Annotated in this window: 30 protein-coding genes and 1 tRNA gene; 5 read left to right on the top strand and 26 right to left on the bottom strand. The window is 66.6% G+C overall.

Annotated elements, in window-relative coordinates; translation table 11 throughout:
- Positions 1-28 precede the first annotated feature (28 nt).
- Positions 29-1,672, top strand: a complete 1,644-nt coding sequence (locus WFK98_RS21310; protein ID WP_266340294.1) for an acyl-CoA dehydrogenase family protein — start codon at positions 29-31, stop codon at positions 1,670-1,672.
- On the opposite strand, the gene ruvX is transcribed toward WFK98_RS21310, so the two are convergent.
- Positions 1,651-2,178 (bottom strand): Holliday junction resolvase RuvX, encoded by a 528-nt coding sequence (ruvX, locus tag WFK98_RS21315; protein WP_266340295.1) that lies wholly within the window; start codon positions 2,176-2,178, stop codon positions 1,651-1,653. The two genes, WFK98_RS21310 and ruvX, sit on opposite strands and share 22 nt — an antisense overlap.
- 10 nt (positions 2,179-2,188) lie before the next feature.
- Positions 2,189-2,803 (bottom strand): YqaA family protein, encoded by a 615-nt coding sequence (locus WFK98_RS21320; protein ID WP_336801641.1) that lies wholly within the window; start codon positions 2,801-2,803, stop codon positions 2,189-2,191.
- Positions 2,804-2,970: 167 nt separating this feature from the next.
- On the opposite strand from WFK98_RS21320, the gene WFK98_RS21325 reads away from it, so the two are divergent.
- Positions 2,971-3,672: a metal-dependent hydrolase gene (locus tag WFK98_RS21325; RefSeq protein WP_266340297.1), complete on the top strand. Its 702-nt coding sequence runs from the start codon at positions 2,971-2,973 to the stop codon at positions 3,670-3,672.
- A gap of 339 nt (positions 3,673-4,011) precedes the next feature.
- On the opposite strand, the gene sciP is transcribed toward WFK98_RS21325, so the two are convergent.
- The gene (sciP, locus tag WFK98_RS21330) at positions 4,012-4,287 is read right to left on the bottom strand and encodes a CtrA inhibitor SciP (protein WP_026303994.1); all 276 of its coding nucleotides are present in this window, start codon (positions 4,285-4,287) and stop codon (positions 4,012-4,014) included.
- Between the two features lie 327 nt (positions 4,288-4,614).
- On the opposite strand from sciP, the gene mnmA reads away from it, so the two are divergent.
- The 3 genes from mnmA to WFK98_RS21345 all read left to right on the top strand — a co-directional run bounded on the left by mnmA (position 4,615) and on the right by WFK98_RS21345 (position 6,663).
- Entirely contained in the window at positions 4,615-5,808 is a 1,194-nt protein-coding gene (gene mnmA, locus WFK98_RS21335; RefSeq protein ID WP_336801642.1) for a tRNA 2-thiouridine(34) synthase MnmA, read from the top strand.
- A gap of 9 nt (positions 5,809-5,817) precedes the next feature.
- Positions 5,818-6,507, top strand: coding sequence for a class I SAM-dependent methyltransferase (locus WFK98_RS21340; RefSeq protein ID WP_336801643.1), 690 nt, complete (start codon positions 5,818-5,820; stop codon positions 6,505-6,507).
- 79 nt (positions 6,508-6,586) lie between these two features.
- Positions 6,587-6,663, top strand: a tRNA-Met gene (locus tag WFK98_RS21345).
- Here the strand turns inward: WFK98_RS21345 and WFK98_RS27410 are convergent.
- The 23 genes from WFK98_RS27410 to WFK98_RS21465 form a co-directional block, all read right to left on the bottom strand.
- On the bottom strand, positions 6,620-8,239 hold the full coding sequence (locus WFK98_RS27410; protein ID WP_442907474.1) for a recombinase family protein: 1,620 nt from the start codon (positions 8,237-8,239) through the stop codon (positions 6,620-6,622). The two genes, WFK98_RS21345 and WFK98_RS27410, sit on opposite strands and share 44 nt — an antisense overlap.
- 222 nt (positions 8,240-8,461) lie before the next feature.
- Positions 8,462-8,923 carry an SLOG family protein gene (locus WFK98_RS21360; protein ID WP_336801646.1) on the bottom strand — a complete coding sequence of 154 codons (462 nt, stop codon included), beginning with the start codon at positions 8,921-8,923 and terminating at the stop codon, positions 8,462-8,464.
- Positions 8,920-9,276 (bottom strand): A1S_2505 family phage non-structural protein, encoded by a 357-nt coding sequence (locus WFK98_RS21365; RefSeq protein ID WP_336801647.1) that lies wholly within the window; start codon positions 9,274-9,276, stop codon positions 8,920-8,922. Before WFK98_RS21365 ends, WFK98_RS21360 begins: the two co-directional genes overlap by 4 nt.
- Entirely contained in the window at positions 9,273-9,719 is a 447-nt protein-coding gene (locus tag WFK98_RS21370; protein ID WP_336801648.1) for a hypothetical protein, read from the bottom strand. Before WFK98_RS21370 ends, WFK98_RS21365 begins: the two co-directional genes overlap by 4 nt.
- Positions 9,716-10,813, bottom strand: a complete 1,098-nt coding sequence (locus WFK98_RS21375) for a PcfJ domain-containing protein (protein WP_336801649.1) — start codon at positions 10,811-10,813, stop codon at positions 9,716-9,718. Before WFK98_RS21375 ends, WFK98_RS21370 begins: the two co-directional genes overlap by 4 nt.
- Positions 10,797-11,246 carry a hypothetical protein gene (locus tag WFK98_RS21380; protein WP_336801650.1) on the bottom strand — a complete coding sequence of 150 codons (450 nt, stop codon included), beginning with the start codon at positions 11,244-11,246 and terminating at the stop codon, positions 10,797-10,799. The genes WFK98_RS21375 and WFK98_RS21380 overlap by 17 nt, the downstream gene beginning before the upstream one ends.
- Positions 11,243-11,521, bottom strand: coding sequence for a hypothetical protein (locus WFK98_RS21385; RefSeq protein ID WP_336801651.1), 279 nt, complete (start codon positions 11,519-11,521; stop codon positions 11,243-11,245). Before WFK98_RS21385 ends, WFK98_RS21380 begins: the two co-directional genes overlap by 4 nt.
- A complete protein-coding gene (locus WFK98_RS21390; RefSeq protein ID WP_336801652.1) occupies positions 11,508-12,104 on the bottom strand; it encodes a J domain-containing protein in 597 nt (198 codons plus the stop codon). The genes WFK98_RS21385 and WFK98_RS21390 overlap by 14 nt, the downstream gene beginning before the upstream one ends.
- Positions 12,101-12,499 (bottom strand): beta-sandwich lipoprotein, encoded by a 399-nt coding sequence (locus WFK98_RS21395; RefSeq protein WP_336801653.1) that lies wholly within the window; start codon positions 12,497-12,499, stop codon positions 12,101-12,103. Before WFK98_RS21395 ends, WFK98_RS21390 begins: the two co-directional genes overlap by 4 nt.
- A 5-nt stretch (positions 12,500-12,504) precedes the next feature.
- Positions 12,505-12,810: an ASCH domain-containing protein gene (locus WFK98_RS21400; RefSeq protein WP_336801654.1), complete on the bottom strand. Its 306-nt coding sequence runs from the start codon at positions 12,808-12,810 to the stop codon at positions 12,505-12,507.
- Complete coding sequence (locus tag WFK98_RS21405; RefSeq protein WP_336801655.1) at positions 12,807-13,457, bottom strand: hypothetical protein; 651 nt, start codon at positions 13,455-13,457, stop codon at positions 12,807-12,809. The genes WFK98_RS21400 and WFK98_RS21405 overlap by 4 nt, the downstream gene beginning before the upstream one ends.
- 20 nt (positions 13,458-13,477) lie before the next feature.
- The gene (locus WFK98_RS21410; protein ID WP_336801656.1) at positions 13,478-13,777 is read right to left on the bottom strand and encodes a hypothetical protein; all 300 of its coding nucleotides are present in this window, start codon (positions 13,775-13,777) and stop codon (positions 13,478-13,480) included.
- Positions 13,774-14,052 (bottom strand): hypothetical protein, encoded by a 279-nt coding sequence (locus WFK98_RS21415; RefSeq protein WP_336801657.1) that lies wholly within the window; start codon positions 14,050-14,052, stop codon positions 13,774-13,776. The genes WFK98_RS21410 and WFK98_RS21415 overlap by 4 nt, the downstream gene beginning before the upstream one ends.
- The gene (locus WFK98_RS21420) at positions 14,052-14,291 is read right to left on the bottom strand and encodes a hypothetical protein (protein WP_336801658.1); all 240 of its coding nucleotides are present in this window, start codon (positions 14,289-14,291) and stop codon (positions 14,052-14,054) included. Before WFK98_RS21420 ends, WFK98_RS21415 begins: the two co-directional genes overlap by 1 nt.
- Entirely contained in the window at positions 14,288-14,560 is a 273-nt protein-coding gene (locus WFK98_RS21425) for a hypothetical protein (RefSeq protein ID WP_336801659.1), read from the bottom strand. The genes WFK98_RS21420 and WFK98_RS21425 overlap by 4 nt, the downstream gene beginning before the upstream one ends.
- A 10-nt stretch (positions 14,561-14,570) precedes the next feature.
- Complete coding sequence (locus tag WFK98_RS21430) at positions 14,571-14,840, bottom strand: hypothetical protein (protein ID WP_336801660.1); 270 nt, start codon at positions 14,838-14,840, stop codon at positions 14,571-14,573.
- A 239-nt stretch (positions 14,841-15,079) separates the two neighbouring features.
- Entirely contained in the window at positions 15,080-15,439 is a 360-nt protein-coding gene (locus WFK98_RS21435; protein WP_336801661.1) for a hypothetical protein, read from the bottom strand.
- Entirely contained in the window at positions 15,436-15,780 is a 345-nt protein-coding gene (locus tag WFK98_RS21440) for a hypothetical protein (RefSeq protein ID WP_336801662.1), read from the bottom strand. Before WFK98_RS21440 ends, WFK98_RS21435 begins: the two co-directional genes overlap by 4 nt.
- Positions 15,781-16,057: 277 nt before the next feature.
- Positions 16,058-17,263: a hypothetical protein gene (locus WFK98_RS21445; RefSeq protein WP_336801663.1), complete on the bottom strand. Its 1,206-nt coding sequence runs from the start codon at positions 17,261-17,263 to the stop codon at positions 16,058-16,060.
- A gap of 47 nt (positions 17,264-17,310) precedes the next feature.
- Positions 17,311-18,069 carry a hypothetical protein gene (locus WFK98_RS21450; RefSeq protein ID WP_336801664.1) on the bottom strand — a complete coding sequence of 253 codons (759 nt, stop codon included), beginning with the start codon at positions 18,067-18,069 and terminating at the stop codon, positions 17,311-17,313.
- 11 nt (positions 18,070-18,080) lie between these two features.
- Positions 18,081-19,016 (bottom strand): PD-(D/E)XK nuclease-like domain-containing protein, encoded by a 936-nt coding sequence (locus WFK98_RS21455; RefSeq protein WP_336801665.1) that lies wholly within the window; start codon positions 19,014-19,016, stop codon positions 18,081-18,083.
- Positions 19,016-19,438 carry a hypothetical protein gene (locus WFK98_RS21460; protein ID WP_336801666.1) on the bottom strand — a complete coding sequence of 141 codons (423 nt, stop codon included), beginning with the start codon at positions 19,436-19,438 and terminating at the stop codon, positions 19,016-19,018. The genes WFK98_RS21455 and WFK98_RS21460 overlap by 1 nt, the downstream gene beginning before the upstream one ends.
- 27 nt (positions 19,439-19,465) lie before the next feature.
- On the bottom strand, positions 19,466-19,798 hold the full coding sequence (locus tag WFK98_RS21465) for a hypothetical protein (protein ID WP_336801667.1): 333 nt from the start codon (positions 19,796-19,798) through the stop codon (positions 19,466-19,468).
- Positions 19,799-19,879 lie beyond the last annotated feature (81 nt).

A 19,879-nucleotide genomic window follows, 5' to 3' on the forward strand; every position in this document is an offset into this window, starting at 1 on the left:
GCGGGCCGAGTTACGGGGCAGGAGAGGCATGGTTTCGCCGGATTACGAGACGCACGAAGTCATCAACCAGGTCGCGTTCCGCGTGGGCGCGAGCCTCTATGCGTCCGACCCGGTGCTGGCGGCCCTCGTCGAGGGATTGCCGCGGCCGGTCGTCGACGGGCTTGCAACCCATGGTCAGCAATGGGGTTCGGCCGAAATGGCCGACCTGGCGCGGCTCGCCAATGCCGTGCCGCCGGTGCTGAAGACGCATGACGCGTCCGGCCGCCGGGCCGACATGGTCGAGTTCCACCCCGCCTATCACGCGCTGATGCGGCGCAGCGTCGCCGCCGGCCTGCAGGCGTCGATCTGGGACGCCAGCGGCGACGAGGCCAGCGTCCGCGCCGTGGCGCGCGCCGCGCGCATCTACATGACCGCCCAGGTCGAGGCCGGCCATGTCGGCGCCATGTCGGTGACCAGCGCCAGCGTGGCGGCGCTCGCGCATGCGCCGAAGCTGGCCGAGACCTGGCTGCCGATGATCCGCTCGCGCCGCTACGATTCGCGCGTCATCCCCGCCGCGCAGAAGGCGGGCGCGCTGTTCGCCTTCGCCACCACCGAGAAGCAGGGCGGATCCGACCTGCGCGCCAGTTCCACCCGCGCCGACGCGTCGGGCGACGGCAGCTACCGCATCGTCGGCCACAAATGGTTCGTCTCCGCGCCGATGAGCGACGCGCTGATGGTCCTGGCGCAGACGCTGGAAGGGCTCTCCTTCTTCCTGGTGCCGCGCTTCCTGCCCGACGGCAAGCGCAACCCGATCCGCCTGACCCGGCTGAAGGACAAGCTCGGCACGCGCTCCAACGCGGTCGCCGAGATCGAATTCCCCGGCACCACCGGCTTCCTCGTCGGCGAGGCGGGCCGCGGCGTCGCCACCATCAACGAGACGGTGACGCTGACCCGCGTCGACAGCGCGCTCACCTCCGCCGGCATCTCGCGCGCGGCGCTGGCGGAGGCGGTGCACTATGCCCGCCATCGCAAGGCCTTCGGCGCGCCGCTGATCGACCAGCCGCTGATGACCCGCGTGCTCGCCGACATGGCGCTCGACGTCACCGCGTCGGCGGCGCTCGCCTTCCGTCTCGCCGAGGCGGTCGACCGCTCGCATGACGATCCGGTCGAGGCCGCCTTCGCCCGGCTGATGACGCCGGTGGTCAAGTACTGGATCACCAAGGTGACGCCGGCCGTGGTCGCCGAGGCGATCGAATGCACCGGCGGCAACGGCTTCGTCGAGGACAACCACCTGGCGCGGCTCTATCGCGACGCGCTGGCGCCGGCGCTGGCCGACGGTCCCGGCAACGTGCTTTGCCTCGACGTGCTGCGCATCCTGCGCCGTTCGTCGGATTCGCTCGAGGCCGTGCTCCGCGTGATCGAGGACGGGCTCGGCCAGGCCGCCCGCTCAACGCTCAACGTGCTGCGCGCCGCCACCGCCGTGGCGCTGGCGGACGAGGGCTCGGCCCGCATCCTGGTCGAGCAGCTCGCCATGACCGTCGCCGCCGCAGCCATGCGCCGCCGCTTTCCGGCCGTGGTCGCCGACGCCTTCCTGGAATCGCGCCTCGGCAAGCCGTGGCGTTCGACCTACGGGATGCTCGACGCGCGCTTCGATGCGCGCGCCTTCGTCGACTACATCTGCCCGAGGGGCTGATCCGGATCGTCCTCGCGCGCGGCCTCGGCGTCGCGCGCGAGCTTCTGCAGACGGTCGAGCGCGCCCTGCAGGATGAAGGCCGCCGCCATCTTGTCGACCAGCTCGCCGCGCCGCTTGCGGCTGGTATCGGCCTCGAGCAGCGTCCGCGTCACCGCCACCGTCGACAGCCGCTCGTCCCAGAACGACACCGGAATATCGATCTTCGGCAGCAGGTTGCGCACGAAGGCGCGTGTCGCCTGGGCGCGCGGCCCCTCCGTGCCGTCCATGTTGAGCGGCAGGCCGATGACGATGCCGGCCACCTGGCGCTCGCCGATCAGCTTGATCAGCGTCTCGGCGTCCTGGGTGAACTTCACCCGGTTGATCAGGACCAGCGGCGAGGCGATGCGCCGGCCGAGATCCGAGATCGCGACGCCGATGGTCTTGGTGCCGAGGTCGAGCCCGATCAGCGCCGCCGCCGGCGGCAGGGATTCGCGAAGCTCGGGGAATTCCAGGATGGTGCCGGCCATGTCCGCGCCCTCAGATGTAGACGACGGCGACGAAGCCGAGGATGACGACGATGGTGCCGACGATCATCACCGTCGAGAAGTGCCGGTCGATGATGGCGCGCGCCTGAGGCCCGAAGGCGTAGAACAGCGCCGCCACCAGCAGGAAGCGCAGGCCGCGCGTGATGATGCAGGCGATGATGAAGGTCGCCAGGTTCAGATGCGCGACGCCGGAGGCGATCGTCACCAGCTTGAACGGGATCGGCGTCAGCCCCTTCGCCACGATGATCCAGCCGCCCCATTCGTCGAAGCGGGTCTGGAAGGTGTGGAAGGCTTCCTGCAGATTGTAGAAATTGATTACCGGCTGGCCGATCGCCTCATAAAGACCGGCGCCGATGGCATAGCCGGCGAGGCCGCCGAGCACGGAAGCGACGGTGCAGACGAGGGCGGCGACCCAGGCGCGCCGGCGATTGGCCAGCACGATCGCCGCCAGCACCGGATCGGGCGGGATCGGGAAGAACGACGCCTCGGCGAACGACACGATCGCCAGCAGCCAGAGCGCATGCTTTCCGGCCGAGAGCACCATGATCCTGTCGAAGAGGCGCTTCATCAGCCCGCTGCGGCCGGCCTTCGGCGCGGTTGCTTCCATGTCCGTCACAGTCCCTCCGGTCGTTCGTTCCGCCCTTATCACGGATCGTGATCCGCGCGGCAACATGGCGCTCTGCCGCGCCGCGCGAAAGCGCCGTCCGGGGCTAGCCAATTCCGGCCGCCCGCCCATATTGGAGCGGGAATTCGACAGAAGGATGGACCTTACCCATGAAGCTCACCTGGCTCGGCCACTCGGCCTTTCACCTTGAAATCAAGGGCGCCGTCATCCTCATCGATCCGTTCTTCACGGGCAATCCGAGCTTTCCGGGCAATGAAGAGGCGTGGAAGCGCGGCGTCACCCATATCCTGCTGACGCATGGCCATGGCGATCATCTCGGCGACACCGTCGCGATCGCCAGGGCGACCGGCGCCAAGGTCGTCGCCGATGCCGATCTCGCCGGCTACCTCGCCCACAAGGGCGTCGCCCATGTCGACCCGATGAATTCGGGCGGCACCACCGACCAGGGCGCCTTCCGCGTCTCGATGACGGTGGCGCACCATTCCTCCGCCACGCTCGACGAAAACGGCGTCTCGCATTCGCTCGGTCATCCGCACGGCCTCGTCATCGCCGCCCCGGGCGAAAAGACGCTCTATCATGCCGGCGACACCGACATCTTCTCCGACATGGCGCTGATCGACGAGATCTACCAGCCGAAGATCGGCATCCTGCCGATCGGCGACCGTTTCACCATGGGCGGCAAGGTGGCGGCGTTGGCGGCGCGCCGGTTCTTCCATTTCGACACGGTGATCCCCTGCCACTACGCCACCTTCGGTCTGCTCGACGCGACGGCGGACACGTTCGTCGAGGCGATGCAGGGCGCCGATGCGAAGGTGGCGGTGCCGGCGGTCGGCGAGACGCTGACGCTCTGAGGCGGGAACAAGACCCTCACCCAACCCTCTCTCGCAAGCGGGCGACGGCTTCTATTGCGTACGCTTGCCCCGCACTCGGCGTCATCCCGGGCGAAGACCCGGGATCCATTCCGCCGGGTTGGCAGGCATGCGAGCCGGAGAGGCTTCGGCTGCATGGATCCTCGCCTGCGCGAGGATGTGGTCCGGATCGAACGGCCGCTGCCAACCGGCGCGGGGCTCTCTCTCCCGCCTGCGGGAGAGGGCTGGGGTGAGGGCCTGCCGCGACCGACCAAAAGAAAAGGCCGGCGAAGCGCCGGCCTTTTCGGTTTTCGTGAGCGCTGCCCCGAAAGGCCGCGCGATCTACTGGCGATATTGCTGAATCCGCGTCGTCCGGAGCCCGGCGAGGCCGTGCTGGTCGATCGATTGCTGCCAGGAGATGAACTCCTCGACGGTCAGCGTATAACGCTGACACGCTTCTTCTAGGCTGAGCAGGCCCCCCCGCACCGCCGCGACGACTTCTGCCTTGCGGCGTATAACCCAACGCTTCGTGTCACGCGGCGGCAGATCGGCAATCGTAAGCGGACTGCCGTCCGGCCCGATGACGTATTTGACGCGCGGACGCATTTGATCGGTCATTCTACTCTCACACACTCAACCTGACCTTGCGATGGTGAGACTACGACGTCGGCTTTAAAAATTGACTAAGCGCTCGGCAACAATTCGGTAACGCCTGCAAGCACCTGCGGGAGGTGGAATCCGCCGCGGCGCATCGGTTTTCGTGGCCGCGCCGCCGCCGCCCCGGATCCGCCGATCCGCTTCCATTCAGGATTGTGGCGACGCTTGCGCCTTGAAGATGACGCGATCGCCGCTATAGTCCCGCCCTTAACGCGGCTTCGCCGCCCCATGCGTTTCTGCTGTCGCGGCGAGAAGTTGGCCGCGGCATCCCGGCAAGGCATCCCCACCATGCTCAACAGCCTCGATCTTCCCGGCCGCCCCGAGGACACGCGCATCGTTGTCGCGATGTCGGGCGGCGTCGATTCCTCGGTGGTGGCGGGGCTTTTGAAACGCGAGGGCTACGACGTCGTCGGCATGACGCTGCAGCTCTACGATCATGGCGAGGCGACGCACCGGAAGGGCGCCTGCTGCGCGGGCCAGGACATCCACGACGCCCGCCGCGTCGCGGAAAGGCTCGAGGTCCCGCACTACGTGCTCGACTATGAGGAGCGCTTCCGCAAGTCGGTGATCGATAGCTTCGCCGCGAGCTACATCGCCGGCGAGACGCCGATCCCCTGCGTGGCCTGCAACCAGACGGTCAAGTTCTCCGATCTCCTGACCACCGCGCGCGAACTCGGCGCGGCGGCGCTCGCCACCGGTCACTACGTGCAGAGCCGGTTGCTCGGAAACGGCCATCGCGGCATGTTCCGTCCGTCCGATCTCGATCGCGACCAGAGCTATTTCCTGTTCGCGACAACGCCGGAGCAGCTCGATTTCATCCGCTTCCCGCTCGGCCACCTGACCAAGCCGGAAACCCGCGCCATCGCCCGCGAGCTGGGCCTCGAGATCGCCGACAAGCACGACAGCCAGGACATCTGCTTCGTGCCGAACGGCAAATATTCGGATGTCATCGAGCGGCTGAAGCCGGGCGCGGCCGAGGGCGGCGAGATCGTGCATATCGACGGCCGCGTGCTGGGCCGGCACGAGGGCATCATCCACTACACGGTCGGCCAGCGCCGCGGCCTTGGTGTGGCTTCCGCCGATCCGCTCTATGTCATCCATCTCGACGCCGTGCGCGGCCGCGTCATCGTCGGCCCGCGCGAGGCGCTCGCCGCCCGCCGGCTGGTGCTGCGCAACGTCAACTGGCTCGGCGACCTGCCGCTGGAGGCGGCCGGCGCCGAGGGGATGGAGATTTTTGCCCGCGTGCGTTCGACGCGCCCGCCGCAGCGCGCCGAGATCCGCCGGAAGGACGGCGAGATCCAGGTTTCGCTGCTGGACGGCGAGACCGGCGTCGCGCCCGGCCAGGCCTGCGTCTTCTATGCGGGCGAAGGGGAGGGCGCGCGCGTGCTTGGAGGCGGCTGGATCGCCCGGGCCGAGCGCAACGCCGAGGCGGAGCAGGCGCTCCGCCGCCTGATCGTGACGGATAGCGTCGCCGCAGCCTGAGGGAGAGCAATGCCGGAGTTTTTCGAAGACGTCGCCCGCAAGTGGAAGTCCTTTGCCGGCAAGCGCCGCGCGTCGAACCGCATCGACGAGAACGCGGTCCGCAATACCTATGCCCGCTGGGCGCCGGTCTATGACCGGGTCTTCGGCTATGTCTTCGATTCCGGCCGCCGCGCCGCGGTCAGCTTCGTCAACGAACTGCCGGCCGGCCGCATCCTCGAATGCGGCGTCGGCACCGGCATCTCGCTGCCGCATTACAGCCGCGATCACCGCATCACCGGCATCGACCTCTCGCCCGAGATGCTCGACGTCGCGCGCGAGCGCGTGGCCGAGGCGAAGCTTCCTCATGTCGAGGCGCTGGAAGTGGCCGATGCCGGCGATCTCCAGATGGCGGATGCGAGCTTCGACACCTCGGTCGCCATGTTCGTGCTGACGGTGGTGCCGGATCCGCGCGCGGTGATGGGCGAGCTCGCCCGCGTCACGCGGCCGGGCGGGGCCGTCGTGCTGGTCAGCCATTTCCCCGAGCAGAAGGGCTGGCGCGGCTGGATCGGCGAAAGGCTGGCACCGCTTTCCGCAGCGCTCGGCTGGCACATGGATTTCGACATCAACCGCATCCTCGGCCGCACCGATCTGCGCCTGGTCGACCGTCGCCGCGTCGGCCCGATCGGGTTTTTCACACTGCTCGTATTTGAGCGTGTGTGAAGCGCTGTCGATGCTTGACAGCCCTCGGCCCGGCTCCCTATAAGCGGGCCATTCCAGCCGGCGCAAGCGCCGGCCCTGGGGCGGAGTAGCTCAGCTGGTTAGAGCAGCGGAATCATAATCCGCGTGTCGGGGGTTCAAGTCCCTCCTCCGCTACCAACCCTAAAGCAACCTTTCCGAAGGGGACCATAGCCTCGGCCAATAGGGCGTTGAGGCTTCCCCTGACCTCGATCGCGAAGGGCTCGAAGCCCTTCGACGGAAAGACGCGGACCTCAGCAACGAGCCGGCGCATTGGCGCAACGACTTCAGGCGGCACGGCGGCCGGATCTTGATCGAGCCGATCGTGCAGGATCTTGATGTCGTGATGGTATTGCCGCAGCGCTTGGGGGTGCAGAGAGATGCTCGGGACCGGCTCGGCCGCAGCAAGCTGATCTTCGAGGCGAGCCACCTCGGCCTCCAAGGCTGGCTTGCGCTCCGCGAGTTGGTCGATGTCGAGAAGGCCCCGGGTGTAGGCGTCGATCAGGCGCGAGACCGCACCCTTCGCGTCGGCCAGTCGGCGCTCGATAGAGCCTCGATTGCGCGTCGCGCTTGCGGCGAGGCGCTTTCGCTCCGCCATATACTCCTCGACATACGCCTCGATCGCGGCCGGATGAGCGAGTTGCTCTTGAATGCCCTTCAGCACGGTCCGTTCGATCACGTCGATCCGATATCGGCGATTGTGGTCGCAGATCCCGGCTTCGCGCTGACGCGCGCATGAGATCTGCGGCTGCCCCGTCTTGGTATGCCCGGAGATCGTCATACCGCCGCCGCATCCGGCGCAGCGGAGCAGCCCCGAGAAGATCCGATGATTGCGCTCGTAGTGCTGCGTCTCGGCTCTCGGCCGCTCAAGCCGGGCGCGGGTCGCTCTGAACGTCTCGTCGTCGACGATGCGCAGAGCGGGAACCTTGACGACCTTCCACTCGCTTTCGGGATTGGCGCGGCTGATCCGCCGCCCGCTGTCCGGGTCCCGAACCATGCGAACCTTGTTCCAGACACGGACGCCTTCGAAGAGGCGATTGCGGAGCAGTCCGCTTCCGCGCTCCTTCGAACCAATCATTGCTGACGGCGTCCATGCCTGGCCGCGCGGAGGGGCGATGCCGTCTGCATTCAAACGGTGGGCGATCTCGCGCGGCGGTGCGCCGGCGGCATACTCCCGGAAGATCCGCCGGACGATTTCTGCCTCTACGGGATCGATCTCAAGCTGCCCCGGGGCGCCAGCAACCGGGCGGTAGCCATAGCTGCGCCCGCCGGCCGACAGCCCGCTATCGACCCGGCCGGAGAGCCCGCGCCGAACCTTCTTCACGCCGTCCTCTCGGAACAGTTGCCCGACCAGCCCCCGCAAGCCGATCAAGATTGTGTCGGCCTTGCCTTCGTGGACAGCTTCGAGGTCGACGCCGGCGAAGCTCAGTCGCTTGTAGGTTCCGGCGAGGTCCTCGATGTCGCGGGAGATACGGTCGAGCGCCTCGCAGACGATGACCTGATACTGGCCGTCCTGCGCTGCCTGCATCATCCGGGCGAACCCGTCGCGGCCGACCATCGACCCGCCCGACTTGGCTCGATCGAAGAAGACATCGGCGACCCGATACCCTTTGCGCTCCGCATAGTCGCGGCAGAGCCGCTCTTGGTCCTCGATCGAGCGGTCGCTCTGGAGGTCGGTACTGTAGCGCGCGTAGATCGCGGCGCGGCGTGCCGTCATGGCCGGAGAACCCCCGTAGTCTGTTCTTGCCGTCAACCTATCCAGTGGACCTGATGGGGTCTACTAGGAGGATCGGCCTCACATTTGCGGCCGGCGTCCTGCGTTCCGATAGCTCGGCGAGCGGATCTGGTTCGAGGCCATGGTCGCGGCGAGCCGCAGCCCGGGCGAGGGCGCGGGCGAGTTCGAGAATGTCGGGGGACGGCAGCGAAGGGTGGTTCGTCATTACCAATCCACCTTGATCACGCGCACGCCTGCCTTCGTGGCGCGCGACACCATATCTCTCGTGCCCGACCCGCCAGGGAAGGCGATGCATACCTCGGGCTTCCCCTCGTCGATCATTTGCTGATTGCGTCGAGCGCCGGCAGCGGCGTCATAGCGGTTGCCCCGTGAATTGACCCTCACCACGGCGCCAGCCCGCTCAACGTCGGCTGACCATTCTGCCTGGTAGATCTGCATGGCAATCCCGCGTGCCTTCGCCGAGGAGCCCGCGTTACGGTCAGCGCCGAACGCGCCACCGTGGATAAGCAGCGTGAGCCGGAGGCGGGAGACGGCGGCATCGAGCACCTGAAAGAGCCGCGCGACCTCCTTCGCTGCTCGGGCTCTTTCGAAGTCGAGCTGATCCAGGGGGCAATCCCTTGGAACCTCGCCATAGCCCCGGCCGCCGCAGACAAGGACGCGGGTCATTCGAGCACCGCGCGGAATTCATCGGGCAGGATGCAGTTCGGCGGCGCGTCCCGGAACATCGGCGCGATCTGCGCTGGGGTGAAGCCAGCGAGCCCGCAGCCGATCGGCGTCACCTGAAACTGAAGATCGGGGTGCGCGCGGGCATAGCCGAGAAAGACGAGGACATGGCAATGAACCTCGTTCAGCGGGAGCGTTTCCCAAGGGGTGCGCTTGGTCGGTATCCCGTAAGCGTTGCCCTGCCGGCCGCCGCCGCAGCCTGGGATAGCGCCGCGATGCTGCACCGCCCACAGCGCCGCGCCCTTGCCGTGTCGGCCTTGAAGGTTCGAGCCGAAGACGAATACCGGGTCAGTCATGTCTTTGCCTTCTTGTTCAAGCTCCACAGCGGGCCGCAGAGCGCCGTGATCCGCTTCGCGAGCTTCGGGTCCATGGTCCTGAAGTCGATCGCCGCCGGCTGTACGGCGAGCTGGCCTGAGAGCCATGCAACGCCGGCGCGCCAGGCGGCGTCGTGAGCTACATCGCTTCGGAAGACGCGATCGAGCACGATGCGGTTGAAAGCGACCTTTGCCTCGTTTCGCACGGTCTGAGCCGTCGAGACCTTGAAGCCGGCTTTCGGCTTGCGCGTGTCGGGATCGAACGCCTGCGAGGCGTCGCAGGCAGGGCATCGCCAGATGGCTTCGCCCGCGTTCCGGCCGCAGCGCTTGCCGCAGAAGCGGCAAAGCGGCTCAACGAGCTTGTCCGGGTCGGAGACGGGCTCGAAGAGCGTAGCGCCCGCTCGCTGCCTTCTCGGGCTGGTCATGATCCGAAGGCCCCGGCGTTGATCTTCTCAAGGAACGCTGTGACCTCGGCATGTACCCGCGCGCTCGGCTTGTTGTTGCCAGGTCCCGCGACCTGCGCGACTTCGTATCGCCCTGAATTGTTCTGGACCAGTTCGAGCGTCGCAAGGCGATGCGCACCCTCCCTGATCGAGAAGATCCGGGAACGACCCGCCGCGACCTCGCCGCTGTAGGATGCAACGCAATGGTGCATAGCGCGGCCTTCGAGGAACAGCGCCTCACCAGATCGCAGCGCAACGAACGAGAGGGCCTTGTCGCCCTTGTTCGGGTTGCGCCATTCGATCGGCATTCCGCCATAGTCGACCTCTTCGTCGAAGCGCTTTCCGTACTGCAGAACGAAACGCGCGTTGTCACGGCGCGCGACCAACTCGGCGTGCCAGCGCTCTTGCGCGGCAATCGCCTCTGTGAGGGTCCAGTTGAAATTGAAGCCGCCGTGCTCGATCCGATACCGGAAGAAGTCGCGGAGGAGATCGCGCATATACCCGGACGGGTCGGTGCCGCGCTCGGCGACATAGCCGCTGATCGCCGTCACGAGCCAGCAGAACAGCGGATGACGGCTCGACGCGGCGGTGTAGCGAATGTAGCCATGGGCTATTCTCAACGCGCGGAGCCACTTCAGTTGCAGGCGGCGCTCGCTAGGGATCGCCTGAGCGAGAACGCTCGGTGGGATATTCCGAAGAGCAAGGATGATCTCGAAGTTCGCCGGCGTGACGGCAGCGCCGCTGAGCCGGCGGATCGGGTAGGGCGCGTGCAACTCGTCCAGCATCGCCTTGAGCTTGATGCCGCGTCGCACCATCCCGCCGAACCGGCTCGCAAGGTGCAGGCGTTCCTCCGGCCGCCGGGGAACTCCTCCCCAAGATAGGTAGACGACCGCAGCCGGAGCCTGCCTCAGGTAGTCGATCGACCGCCGGTGCGTCCGCACGAGCACGCTGACGAGAGACCCCATGCCCGACCGCATGCCTGTGGCGGAATAGATCTCGTGCACCTCTTTCCAAGCGGCGTCCCGGTCCCACGGCTCTTCGAGATGGAACTCGTCCTGCTCAACACTCTCCGTCATGGCGCACCTTCGGCTTCTTGCGTGAGGGAAAGGGGCGCGTCGGCCAGGTGCTCTTGCGCTGCGGCGTCGGCTTGGGCTCGTCGTGCTCTCTAGCCAAAAGCCGCCGGCGGAAGTCTTCCGCCGCGCTCTCGCGCTCCGACCGCGCGCGTTCGAGCCTCTTGGTCTTTGCAATCCGGTGGATGTCGGAGCCCGCCGTCGTCGCGCGCTTCGCTCCGCCCTTGCCGAAGGTCTTCTCTCGGTGCTCGTCGATGGTGACGAGGAAGATGTGATCGGGGTCGTTCGCCGGCGGGATCGTGTCGCCGGTGTCGGGGTCGACCGGCCGCAGCGCGAGCGGAGGATCGTGATCGAAGTTGACCTGCTCGATCTTGAGGCCGAGCCGCCGGAGCGCCGCGTGCAGCTTGACGCGATCGGGGATTGCCTTCCGTTTGCTCATGCAATCCCTCCCGCGATCTCGATCGCCGCGCGCTTGCATTGGTCCCAGACGGAGTGATCGAGCCGGGCTGCCTTGGCGTCGTCGTATCCTCGACGCGTCAGCCGCCGGAGCTTGGCGCGCCGCCGCTTGAGCCGTTTCGGCACGAGCGCCCAATGACGGGCGCAGATCCATTCCATGGATGCCGTGATCGGATCGTTCTTGCGGTCTCCGCGCGTTGCCCGGCAGAAGGGGACGCAGCAAAGGAGACGTGCGGGAGGGATCTCATCCCCGGCCATTTCCCAATTCCTTGAGGGCTTCGTCCCGGGCACGGTTCAGCTCGGCCATTGCCTCGTTCGAGCCGCCCGGCATGTCCGGGTGGCGCTGCTTGGAGAGAGCCTTGAAGCGGCTCTCGACATCGCCTGTGGTGACGCTGGGCGACGTGAGGTCGAGCACGTCCTGCCAATGGCGCTGGCGCGGCTCTGAGCCCGGCGGCGGAGCAATGAAGCCGCGCAGGCTTGCGCGCACGAGCGCAAGGGTGCCGTGCCGCAGCTCGACACGCCGCGCTTCGACGATGTGGTGGATCGCCTGGATGTTGGCCTCAACGGTCGAATAGCGGTCGACGGGAATGCAGACCTGCATCCCGTCCCAGACGAACCAAACGGCGACGCCCGGATCAGCCGGCTTGCTCACGCCGAGCGTGACATTCGACGACAAGGTGATGCCGTCGACGCGCTTTCCGCTGTCACGCGCGAAGCCTTCGATGCTCTTTCGAACGTTATCGAGCGCCCCGGAAAGGGATGTCCTGAAGGCCCCTTTCTCGCGGGTCGTGCGCCGGGGGAAGCCAGCCGGCCAGGCCAAGGGAAACGCGGCTGCGGTCACGATGCGCCCCCGAGGCGGACATCCACATCAGGCAAGATCACCGCCGGCTTGAACGTGACGCGGTAGCGGTAGACGCTCACATCGGACGGTTCGAGCTGTTCCACGAAATAGGTCACGTTGTCCGAGAGCCCGAGAAAATGCTTCTTGAACGCCCGGGGGCCAGTCTTGCAGGTGATCGAGACTTCGCGGGCCTTGTCGTTGTTGCCGATCGAGCAGAGCCCCTCGATGCTGAGCATGTATTCGCCGGTGATGCCGTTGTAGAAAACGACCCGGCGGGTGATCTCGAAGTTGTCCGCCGCCTTCGACAGATTGTGCGACGCGACATCCGCATCGGTGCAGCCGGCCAGCAGCGCGGCGGTGAAGGCGACAGCGGCAAGCGCGGTGTGCTTGAGCAAGGCAGTTACTCCGTGATGGCGTCGGCAGAGCCGACGCGGATTGCGAAGACATCGACAGGCGACGAGCCGAAATGCGGGTGGGTGATCTGGCGGCAGGCGTAGCCTCGCCAGGGGAAGACGAGGCGGCGGGATTGATCTCCTGCGGGTGGATAGCCCCGCGTGATCTCGACCTCGTCATAGGCCCGGCCCACGAGCCGCTTGGTCCAGTAGGCCGTCACGAGCCGGTATTCCTCCGGCTTCTCCCCGCACGCGATCTGGTCGAAGTATTCGCCCTTCACTGCGAGGGTCAGGCGGCGGGGCTTGGCGTTCACTTCGTCGCCTCGGAGATCAGTACCGGAACGATCCTGTTGCCGGTCTCTTCGCCGAACCTTGTCCAAGCCGTTTCGATCTGCCCGTCCGTAGCGTCGTGCTTCACGAAATGGCCGGCGAGGTGAAGGCCGTTCACCTTCGCCGCGCGCTCGGTTGGGGAGACGGTGCGGATGTCGATCGCGCCGTCGCTGGCCTTGATGCCGAAGCCTTTGAACTCGGGCACCGCCGGTGCGATCGGAGGAGGCGGAGTGACAGCCCCGAGCAGCCGGGCCGCACGCCGGAGATCGCCGAGAGTGACAACATCGATCGGATCGCCGTCGCCGTCAGTGCCGATCGGAAACTTGAACTCATCGGCGAGCATGATCCCGACTGCGGGATTGGCGCAGAACAGCATGAAGCCTTCGAAGGTGCGGCCCGCATCGGCGAAGGGCTTCAGCGCCTCTTCCAACTCCCGCACGCGCGCCTCGGCGGCGCGTGCGCGTTCGAGGTAGCGGTTATTCGCTTCGAGCAGCTCCTTCTCCCGGGCGACCCGCTCTCCATGCGCGCGCATCGCCAGCCCTGCGACCTGATCCAGCTTGAACCGGAGGAAGGGATCGGGGTCGTCGGGATGAGGTTGGCGCGCGGCCGCGCTCGGCTTTTCCGTGGTCATTGTCGTGCTCCCGGTGAGGATCAGTTGCTAGCCGTCTCGTCGCCGGTCAGTTCTGTCTCGACGATCGCAGTCGCGACCTGCTCGATGATCTGCCGGAAGACGATGCCAGCGTGATCGAGCCGCATCCCCGTCTTGAGCTGGGTTTTCATCACGGCCCAAGCGACCTGGATCGCGACCGAGGCGACCGCGACGATGATCTCCTTCGGATCACCCGCCTTGTGCTCAACAACGGCGGCGTGAAGCTCCCTTTGGTGCTCGTTGTAGGCCGCGACGAAGTCGGCCTCGATATCCGCCTGGACGGCGGCAATCTCTCTGGTCATAGCAATGCTCCATGAGGCCGGAGGACCTGCGAAAGCTGTCGGGCGATGCGCAGGACCCAAGCGTTTTGCAGTTCCGCGAGCCGGGCGCGTGCCCGCTCGGTCGAGAGGTCGGCGGCGGGGGTGGCTTCGAACGCTTGCCCGGTCGCGATCTCCGCGATGCGGCCGGGGTTGCAGCCGAAAAGCGCGGCGATGTCGTGCTGCGCCCAAGGCGTCAGGATCAGCGCCTTGGCGATACTCGCGTCGAGGTCATTGAGCCGGCGGGAGGGAACGGCCATCACTGCACCTCGCGCTTCGGCTTCCGCGCCGGCTGCTTGCGGGGCGGGCGCGCGGCCTTGGCGTCGCGCTTGGCGCGCTCGTCATCGAGCCAGTTCTGCGCTGCGTCCCGGACGAATGCGGCCGATGCCCCCGAGAAGATCATGGGGAGCTGACCGTTCTTGTTGATCAGCGTGGCGACGAACCGGAGCGGCTCGGGGCAGTCCTCGTCGGTCGACGAGTAGACGACGACGCGGATCATTCGCCCGGCCTCCGTTCAAGCATCTTCCCGAGGTCCTTGTCGGAGAGAGAGACGCGGGCGCGGATCGGCACGATGCGCCAGCCCGCGCGCTTGGCGTCGGTCCAGCCCTTGAGAGGGGCATCGGGGCGGTACAGTGCCCCGATGGCCTGCTTTACGGCTCGCGAGCTTTCGCGGCAGTAGTTCGGGGAAACCCAAGGTGCGCGCCGCACCCCGGGCCGGGTCTGCATCGCCCCGTAGAGCTTCAGGATAGAGGGCGGTTTGAACGACATGACGCGCGCCTCAATGCCGGAACGCGGGTTCGTCAAACCGATCCCGGAGCATCCGATCGGCCATCACCTTGCGGATTGCCTTGATGGTCAGGTCCGTGCCCTGCTCCCGGTGCTCACCCGGCGTGCTCTCCGCTTCGATGGCGTCACAGAGTACCTTGACGGACGCGGCGATCACCGCCCCGCTCCCGATCTCGGGCCGACCGTCGTCAGACTTCGGCGCTTTCTCGTTCAGCCACTCCAGCATGGACGCCATGAGGTGGCAGTGCAGGCAATCGTTCATGCTAAACCCTCGGAGAAATCGTGGGCCGGCCTCGGGGAAATCCGGGGTCGGGTATCGTTTGCGCTACAGCGGCCAACCCATGACCTGGGCCGCCGTCTGAACCGCCAGCGCGCCGCCGAGTGCGACCGGGACGACCCGGAAAAGCAGGGCGCTGGCCGCGTTGGGTGTGTTCGTCATCAAGCCCATCGTGAGGAGAAACCCGGCGGCGCAGGCGGGGAGAACAAGCGACCCGTCCACGGCTAGGCGTCCTGCCCGGATGCCGTCAGAATGGTGGTGCTTCCGGGGGCGGCCTGGGGTTCGGGCTGAGCGGGTGGGATCACAACATCCGGCATCGATCCGTCGAGCAGATCTGCAAGGGCGCGCAGCGTGCCGGCGCTCTTGCGAGCGGCGTCCTGATGCTCGGCGATGCGGGAATGGAAGCCGTATGCCGCCGCGACCTTGATCTCGGTTCCGATCTGGAGCGTGTCTCGGCTGTAGCTCTCGCGCCCGCTTGCCTTTTTGAAATCGCCATCCGCGTAGGGGTAGCCGGCCGCCTTGGCAATTTCGTCCTCCGTCATCTCGACGAGGTAGCCGAAGCCGGTCTTCGCAATCACTTTCATTGCAATTCTCCTTCGTTGATCAGGCCGAACCGGGCGTCCGACCTCAGGTCTTCATCGTTGATCAGGGACAGCCGGAGCGCCGCGAGCGCCTCAAGGTCGCGATCGGCGGCAATGCCAAGGCGTACGTCGAGCAGCATTCCGGTGAAGCAGACCGCACCGAGGCCGAACGAAAGCCAACTGGCCGACGCGACAAAATCTGCGATCTGGGCTGTCGTACCGACGCCAAGGACAAGGGCAGCGAACCGCGCCATCCTTGCGTTGACCCGGCACTCGTCTTCGACTGTGGCGATGCGGTTGAAGAGCTGCGCCGCCTTGCGCTGGAGATCGACAGGGCGGCTCATGATCCGCCCTCTTCCATATCGCCGGGATCGTTCGGGTCTACGAGGTCTGGGTCCAGACTGTGCTCCCCGCACCAATCCCGATCTTCGGAGAACGGCCAGACCGCGAGACCCGTGCGGCTGTCGAAGCCGGGCGGGGACCTCCGGCACTGGCCGGTCTCCTCTTCAGAATGGGAGGAGATGGCAGAGTTGTCCCAGAACAGGCAGTTTTCGCAGCGGTTACGCGGGTTCCTCCTGACCAGCATGGTCCCGCGAAGAGGGTACTGCCTCTCGTTGGCGCTCATGATCCGCCATCTTTCGCTGCGGCCTTGGCCTCCTCGGCGCGGCTCTTCGCGCTATCGAAGCCTTCAACCCAGGCCGCTGCCTCGGCGCTTCGGTCGGCCTCGCGATACTCCGGCGGCACTGCCTTTCGGGACATGCCCTTTTGGCGCGCAGCTTCGCCGCGCTGCCGGGCCGTCGCGATCGGGTCGGCGTCCGTCTGTGCTGCTGTGGCGTCGCTGCTGGCGGCGTTCTCGGAGCCAAGGGCGGCGTCGTCGCCGCTTGCGGTTCCGCCTGTGGCAGCGTGATTTGCGGAGACCTGCGCGGCCTCGCCATCCCCCTGAACGGCGGTTGCGCGGGCGTCCAAGTTGGCCACTTCCGCCTCGGCCTCGGCCTGCGCCTTGGTGGGGACATCCGAGAGGGCGTTCTCGACGACCTGATGCGCCGGCTTGGCCGCCTTGGTCCCGCGCAGAAGTTCTTCCGCCGTCGTCTCGCCGTTCTTCAGGTTGGAGCGGATCGCCGAAAGGGTGACGAGGTCGTCGATACCGAGATCGTCCTCGCCTTCAACCTCCATGATCGCGAAAACGTCGGCGGCCGAGAGGTTGTAGTGGGCGAGGGCGGCCAGCGCCCGGCCCCGCCGCTCGGCCAGCGTCTTCACATCGCCCCGGATCACATCTTCCGCCGCATCAACGGCGCGGCGCCAGACGCCTTTCGGAACGCCGGCAAGGATCGCATTGCGCTTGGCGATCGAGCAGGCCGCGTTGCCAGTCACCGCGATCATGTCGTCGTTGAAGATCCGACCGCTCTTGTCGCTGATCCGACGCTGCACCGAGGCACGCGTCGCGCTGTTCGTCTCCAGGTCGTGGAAGAACCCTTCGGCGACGATGATCTTGTTGATGCGGTCGATCGACGTGACAACCGCGCCGCTGCGGTTGTTCCCCCAGGTCTGCTGGATGATTTCAGCAAGTCGGATCGACGGGCCGCGCAGCGGCTTGCCGCCGCGCTTGAGCGCATAGATGCACTCTTCTGCGGTCTCTTCGTCCAGCGTCGCGAGGGACACGATGCTGTCGATTGCCCGCTTGATCGAGCGCGGGAATTTGTGCGCCGTCGCGATCTGCATGTCGATCTCGGCGCGCGCGAGCGTTCCAGCCATTGCGTCGTCGATCATGGCGGGGAGACCCGTCGTGATCACCTCGCCGTCTGCCGTGATGATTTCCTGTTCGGCCATCTGGCCCTCCTCGTGTCGCAAAGGGGCGGTGCTGGCGGCGAGCGCCGTCAGCGGTATTGGGCTTTGGTCTCTTCGAAGATGCGGACGCCCTTCAGTTCTCGGCCACCGGCCTTCACGAACTTGCCGATCGCGCGCTCGATCTCGGCCTGGGACAGGTATGGCCGGAGGCTAGCGAGCGGGATCGCCTTCAGGTTCTCGACCTCGAACTTCCAGCCGGTCTTGAGCGTCGAGACGCCGCTCGCGGTGCGAGTTCGGGCGAGGTCGGCTGCGGAGCCCGCAGCGGCGTCGGTTGCGAGTTCCACGCGCCGGGCAGCGGCGTCGGCCTGGTCCGTCTTGATCGCGGCGTGAACTTCGCGCCCGGCCTCTGCGGCGATCTCCGCCTCGCGGCGGAGCCGCTCCTCTTCTTCGCGAGCGATATTCGCTGCCTCTTCGCGCGCGATCCGCTCCTTCTCGGCCTTCCCGTCGAGGTACTTTTTGCCGCGAGCTTCAAGGATGCTCTTCCCCTTCTGGATCCGGTCGGCCAAACCGGCGAAGAAGGCATTGATCGTGCGCTGCGCTTCGAGGTGGGGCTCGTTCTCGGCCTTGCGCGATGCCTCGGCTTCGGTTGCCACCGCGCGCAGCTTTTTGACGATTTCGCCCAGAGAGGAGTTTTCGGCATCGGACGTGATCTCGACAGGGAGGCCACGCGCTTCGGTGAGCGTGTCCGCGACCTTTTCGATCAGCAGCTCGAATTCGAGCGGCAAGCGCTCAGCCAACGGGGGATTGTTGTGATCGCGGCCGACGCCGCCCTCGGTCTCGCTCGTCATGCTCTTCTCCATCAGAGGTGCCGGCCGTAGGCGGTTTCGAAGTCTTCGACGGTCAGCTCGCGTAGCGGCTCGTATTCGATCCACGCGGCGTCGGTGCCGAACCGGGCGCGGTAATTTGCGAAGTTGCGGCGGGCTTGCTCGACAGCGGCGCGCGGGTCGTCCAGCAGGGGATTGGTGGGGCTGAACTGCGAGGTCCAAACGAGCGGCGGCCCTTCGGACGCCCAGAAGATCCAGACGAATGCCCAATCCGACGCAGCGGCGAGCGCGTCGAGAAATGCCGCGTCGATATCGCCGTGAACCTTGCCCTCGGCGACGAACCGGCCGACATGCTCCCGCCCTTCGAGGTAGAGCGCGGCCTGAACCGGATATTTGAAGATGCGCATCGCTCGGATGCAGAGGACCGGGAACGGCAGGGGTTGCGTGATCGCGATTGACTTCAGATCAAGAATTGCCCGGGGCCGCAGATAGTCGAAGCGGCCCTTGCACCGCACCGGCGCGCCGTCGACTTCAACGGTCCAGAAGATCGAGACCTCCGGGTATCCGTTCGCCAATGCGCCCGAGAGATCGGGGTGGGCGCGGATCATCGCGCTCGCCAAGGCCGCCCGGTCGTACTGGTCCCCGGTGAGAACCCGCTCGCCGCGCGGCGCAAGGATCGCCCTCTCCTTCGCCGTCAGGCGTTCGAGGTCATCGGGACGACGGACGAACGCCTTCTGGAAAGCGGCGGCTCCTTCGAGTGCCGCCTTGTGCACGCCATGTCCGAGAAGTCGGGCCGGCGTTTCCTTGTGTTCCGGCCGGGCGGGGTTGTAGAGGCTGCCGAACCAGTATGCCTCCGGGGCCATGGCGAGCGCCTTGTGATCGCCGGAACCGAGAGCCGGATCGGCGAAGTATTCGACATCGGACAACCCGAAATAGATGCCGTCTTCGTGCTCGATGATGCGGGCGGCCATCAGAGCCCGGCCTCGTCGAGAGCGTCGGGCATAGCATCGACGGGAGGCTGGGCGTTGTACGCGTCGACGGCCGCAATCGCGGCTGCGAGCGGCGGCTTCGGTTCGGGCTCGTCGTACACGCGGCGCGCGCTGTCAGCGGCCAGAACATGCGGCTTTGGGCCAAGGTTGTTCTTCACGATCAGATAGTCGCCAACGATGGCTTCCACCGACCAAGACGCCTGCTCTCCGATCCTCGCGACGGTATCGCCGACCTCGAATGCCTCGCGGAGGGGGCGCTCGCGCAGCTCGGATACCACCGCATAGATGACGGCGTGCCCGAACGTTGGGCGCAGCGTGACATGGTCGTCGTAGCAGCTCTCGACTGTTGCCTCGATCTGCACAACGTCGCCCTTGCGGAACCGGGGCGTGACGTGATCGGTCATCGAATTTCCCTCTCTGAAATTCTGGCGCTAGAACCAGACCCGACGCGCGAACAGCACGGCGGTCCCGTAGATCGCGGGGAGATCATCCGGCGGCGTTCCCGGGTGCATGGTCAGCCAATTGTTGCGGTAGATCTTCGTCGCGGCCTCGTTGCGGGGCAGCCCGTTGAGCGCCCCAAATTCGTCGACGAACATGTCCGCCGGCTCGTCTTGATGAAGGACCGCGACGTGCTCGAACCGCGCGCCGTCGAGCAGAGGCGTGAGGAGGTCCCGCAGGAGGCGATAACCGGGCTGCTCCGGGAGGTCGGCCTCGGCCTGTTCGGGCTCAGCGTCGACGCGGTAGATCGTGAATGCGGTGCGCATGGCGCGTTCCTGGTCGAAAGGGGGGAAAACGGCGGCCCCAGGGGGGGGGCGGGGCCGCCGTCGTGCCAAGGCCGCGAACGG

Origin of the sequence: Kaistia sp. MMO-174 (assembly GCF_037147815.1) — a bacterium.
GTDB lineage: Bacteria > Pseudomonadota > Alphaproteobacteria > Rhizobiales > Kaistiaceae > Kaistia > Kaistia nematophila.

What these genes read in the sequence shown, in the direction of transcription:
- WFK98_RS21310 (WP_266340294.1), top strand. Translation starts at nt 29, where the DNA reads ATGGTTTCGCCGGATTACGAGACGCACGAAGTCATCAACCAGGTCGCG.
- ruvX (WP_266340295.1), bottom strand. Translation starts at nt 2,178, where the DNA reads ATGGCCGGCACCATCCTGGAATTCCCCGAGCTTCGCGAATCCCTGCCG.
- WFK98_RS21320 (WP_336801641.1), bottom strand. Translation starts at nt 2,803, where the DNA reads ATGGAAGCAACCGCGCCGAAGGCCGGCCGCAGCGGGCTGATGAAGCGC.
- WFK98_RS21325 (WP_266340297.1), top strand. Translation starts at nt 2,971, where the DNA reads ATGAAGCTCACCTGGCTCGGCCACTCGGCCTTTCACCTTGAAATCAAG.
- sciP (WP_026303994.1), bottom strand. Translation starts at nt 4,287, where the DNA reads ATGACCGATCAAATGCGTCCGCGCGTCAAATACGTCATCGGGCCGGAC.
- mnmA (WP_336801642.1), top strand. Translation starts at nt 4,615, where the DNA reads ATGCTCAACAGCCTCGATCTTCCCGGCCGCCCCGAGGACACGCGCATC.
- WFK98_RS21340 (WP_336801643.1), top strand. Translation starts at nt 5,818, where the DNA reads ATGCCGGAGTTTTTCGAAGACGTCGCCCGCAAGTGGAAGTCCTTTGCC.
- WFK98_RS27410 (WP_442907474.1), bottom strand. Translation starts at nt 8,239, where the DNA reads ATGACGGCACGCCGCGCCGCGATCTACGCGCGCTACAGTACCGACCTC.
- WFK98_RS21360 (WP_336801646.1), bottom strand. Translation starts at nt 8,923, where the DNA reads ATGACCCGCGTCCTTGTCTGCGGCGGCCGGGGCTATGGCGAGGTTCCA.
- WFK98_RS21365 (WP_336801647.1), bottom strand. Translation starts at nt 9,276, where the DNA reads ATGACTGACCCGGTATTCGTCTTCGGCTCGAACCTTCAAGGCCGACAC.
- WFK98_RS21370 (WP_336801648.1), bottom strand. Translation starts at nt 9,719, where the DNA reads ATGACCAGCCCGAGAAGGCAGCGAGCGGGCGCTACGCTCTTCGAGCCC.
- WFK98_RS21375 (WP_336801649.1), bottom strand. Translation starts at nt 10,813, where the DNA reads ATGACGGAGAGTGTTGAGCAGGACGAGTTCCATCTCGAAGAGCCGTGG.
- WFK98_RS21380 (WP_336801650.1), bottom strand. Translation starts at nt 11,246, where the DNA reads ATGAGCAAACGGAAGGCAATCCCCGATCGCGTCAAGCTGCACGCGGCG.
- WFK98_RS21385 (WP_336801651.1), bottom strand. Translation starts at nt 11,521, where the DNA reads ATGGCCGGGGATGAGATCCCTCCCGCACGTCTCCTTTGCTGCGTCCCC.
- WFK98_RS21405 (WP_336801655.1), bottom strand. Translation starts at nt 13,457, where the DNA reads ATGACCACGGAAAAGCCGAGCGCGGCCGCGCGCCAACCTCATCCCGAC.
- WFK98_RS21410 (WP_336801656.1), bottom strand. Translation starts at nt 13,777, where the DNA reads ATGACCAGAGAGATTGCCGCCGTCCAGGCGGATATCGAGGCCGACTTC.
- WFK98_RS21415 (WP_336801657.1), bottom strand. Translation starts at nt 14,052, where the DNA reads ATGGCCGTTCCCTCCCGCCGGCTCAATGACCTCGACGCGAGTATCGCC.
- WFK98_RS21420 (WP_336801658.1), bottom strand. Translation starts at nt 14,291, where the DNA reads ATGATCCGCGTCGTCGTCTACTCGTCGACCGACGAGGACTGCCCCGAG.
- WFK98_RS21425 (WP_336801659.1), bottom strand. Translation starts at nt 14,560, where the DNA reads ATGTCGTTCAAACCGCCCTCTATCCTGAAGCTCTACGGGGCGATGCAG.
- WFK98_RS21430 (WP_336801660.1), bottom strand. Translation starts at nt 14,840, where the DNA reads ATGAACGATTGCCTGCACTGCCACCTCATGGCGTCCATGCTGGAGTGG.
- WFK98_RS21435 (WP_336801661.1), bottom strand. Translation starts at nt 15,439, where the DNA reads ATGAAAGTGATTGCGAAGACCGGCTTCGGCTACCTCGTCGAGATGACG.
- WFK98_RS21440 (WP_336801662.1), bottom strand. Translation starts at nt 15,780, where the DNA reads ATGAGCCGCCCTGTCGATCTCCAGCGCAAGGCGGCGCAGCTCTTCAAC.
- WFK98_RS21445 (WP_336801663.1), bottom strand. Translation starts at nt 17,263, where the DNA reads ATGGCCGAACAGGAAATCATCACGGCAGACGGCGAGGTGATCACGACG.
- WFK98_RS21450 (WP_336801664.1), bottom strand. Translation starts at nt 18,069, where the DNA reads ATGACGAGCGAGACCGAGGGCGGCGTCGGCCGCGATCACAACAATCCC.
- WFK98_RS21455 (WP_336801665.1), bottom strand. Translation starts at nt 19,016, where the DNA reads ATGGCCGCCCGCATCATCGAGCACGAAGACGGCATCTATTTCGGGTTG.
- WFK98_RS21460 (WP_336801666.1), bottom strand. Translation starts at nt 19,438, where the DNA reads ATGACCGATCACGTCACGCCCCGGTTCCGCAAGGGCGACGTTGTGCAG.
- WFK98_RS21465 (WP_336801667.1), bottom strand. Translation starts at nt 19,798, where the DNA reads ATGCGCACCGCATTCACGATCTACCGCGTCGACGCTGAGCCCGAACAG.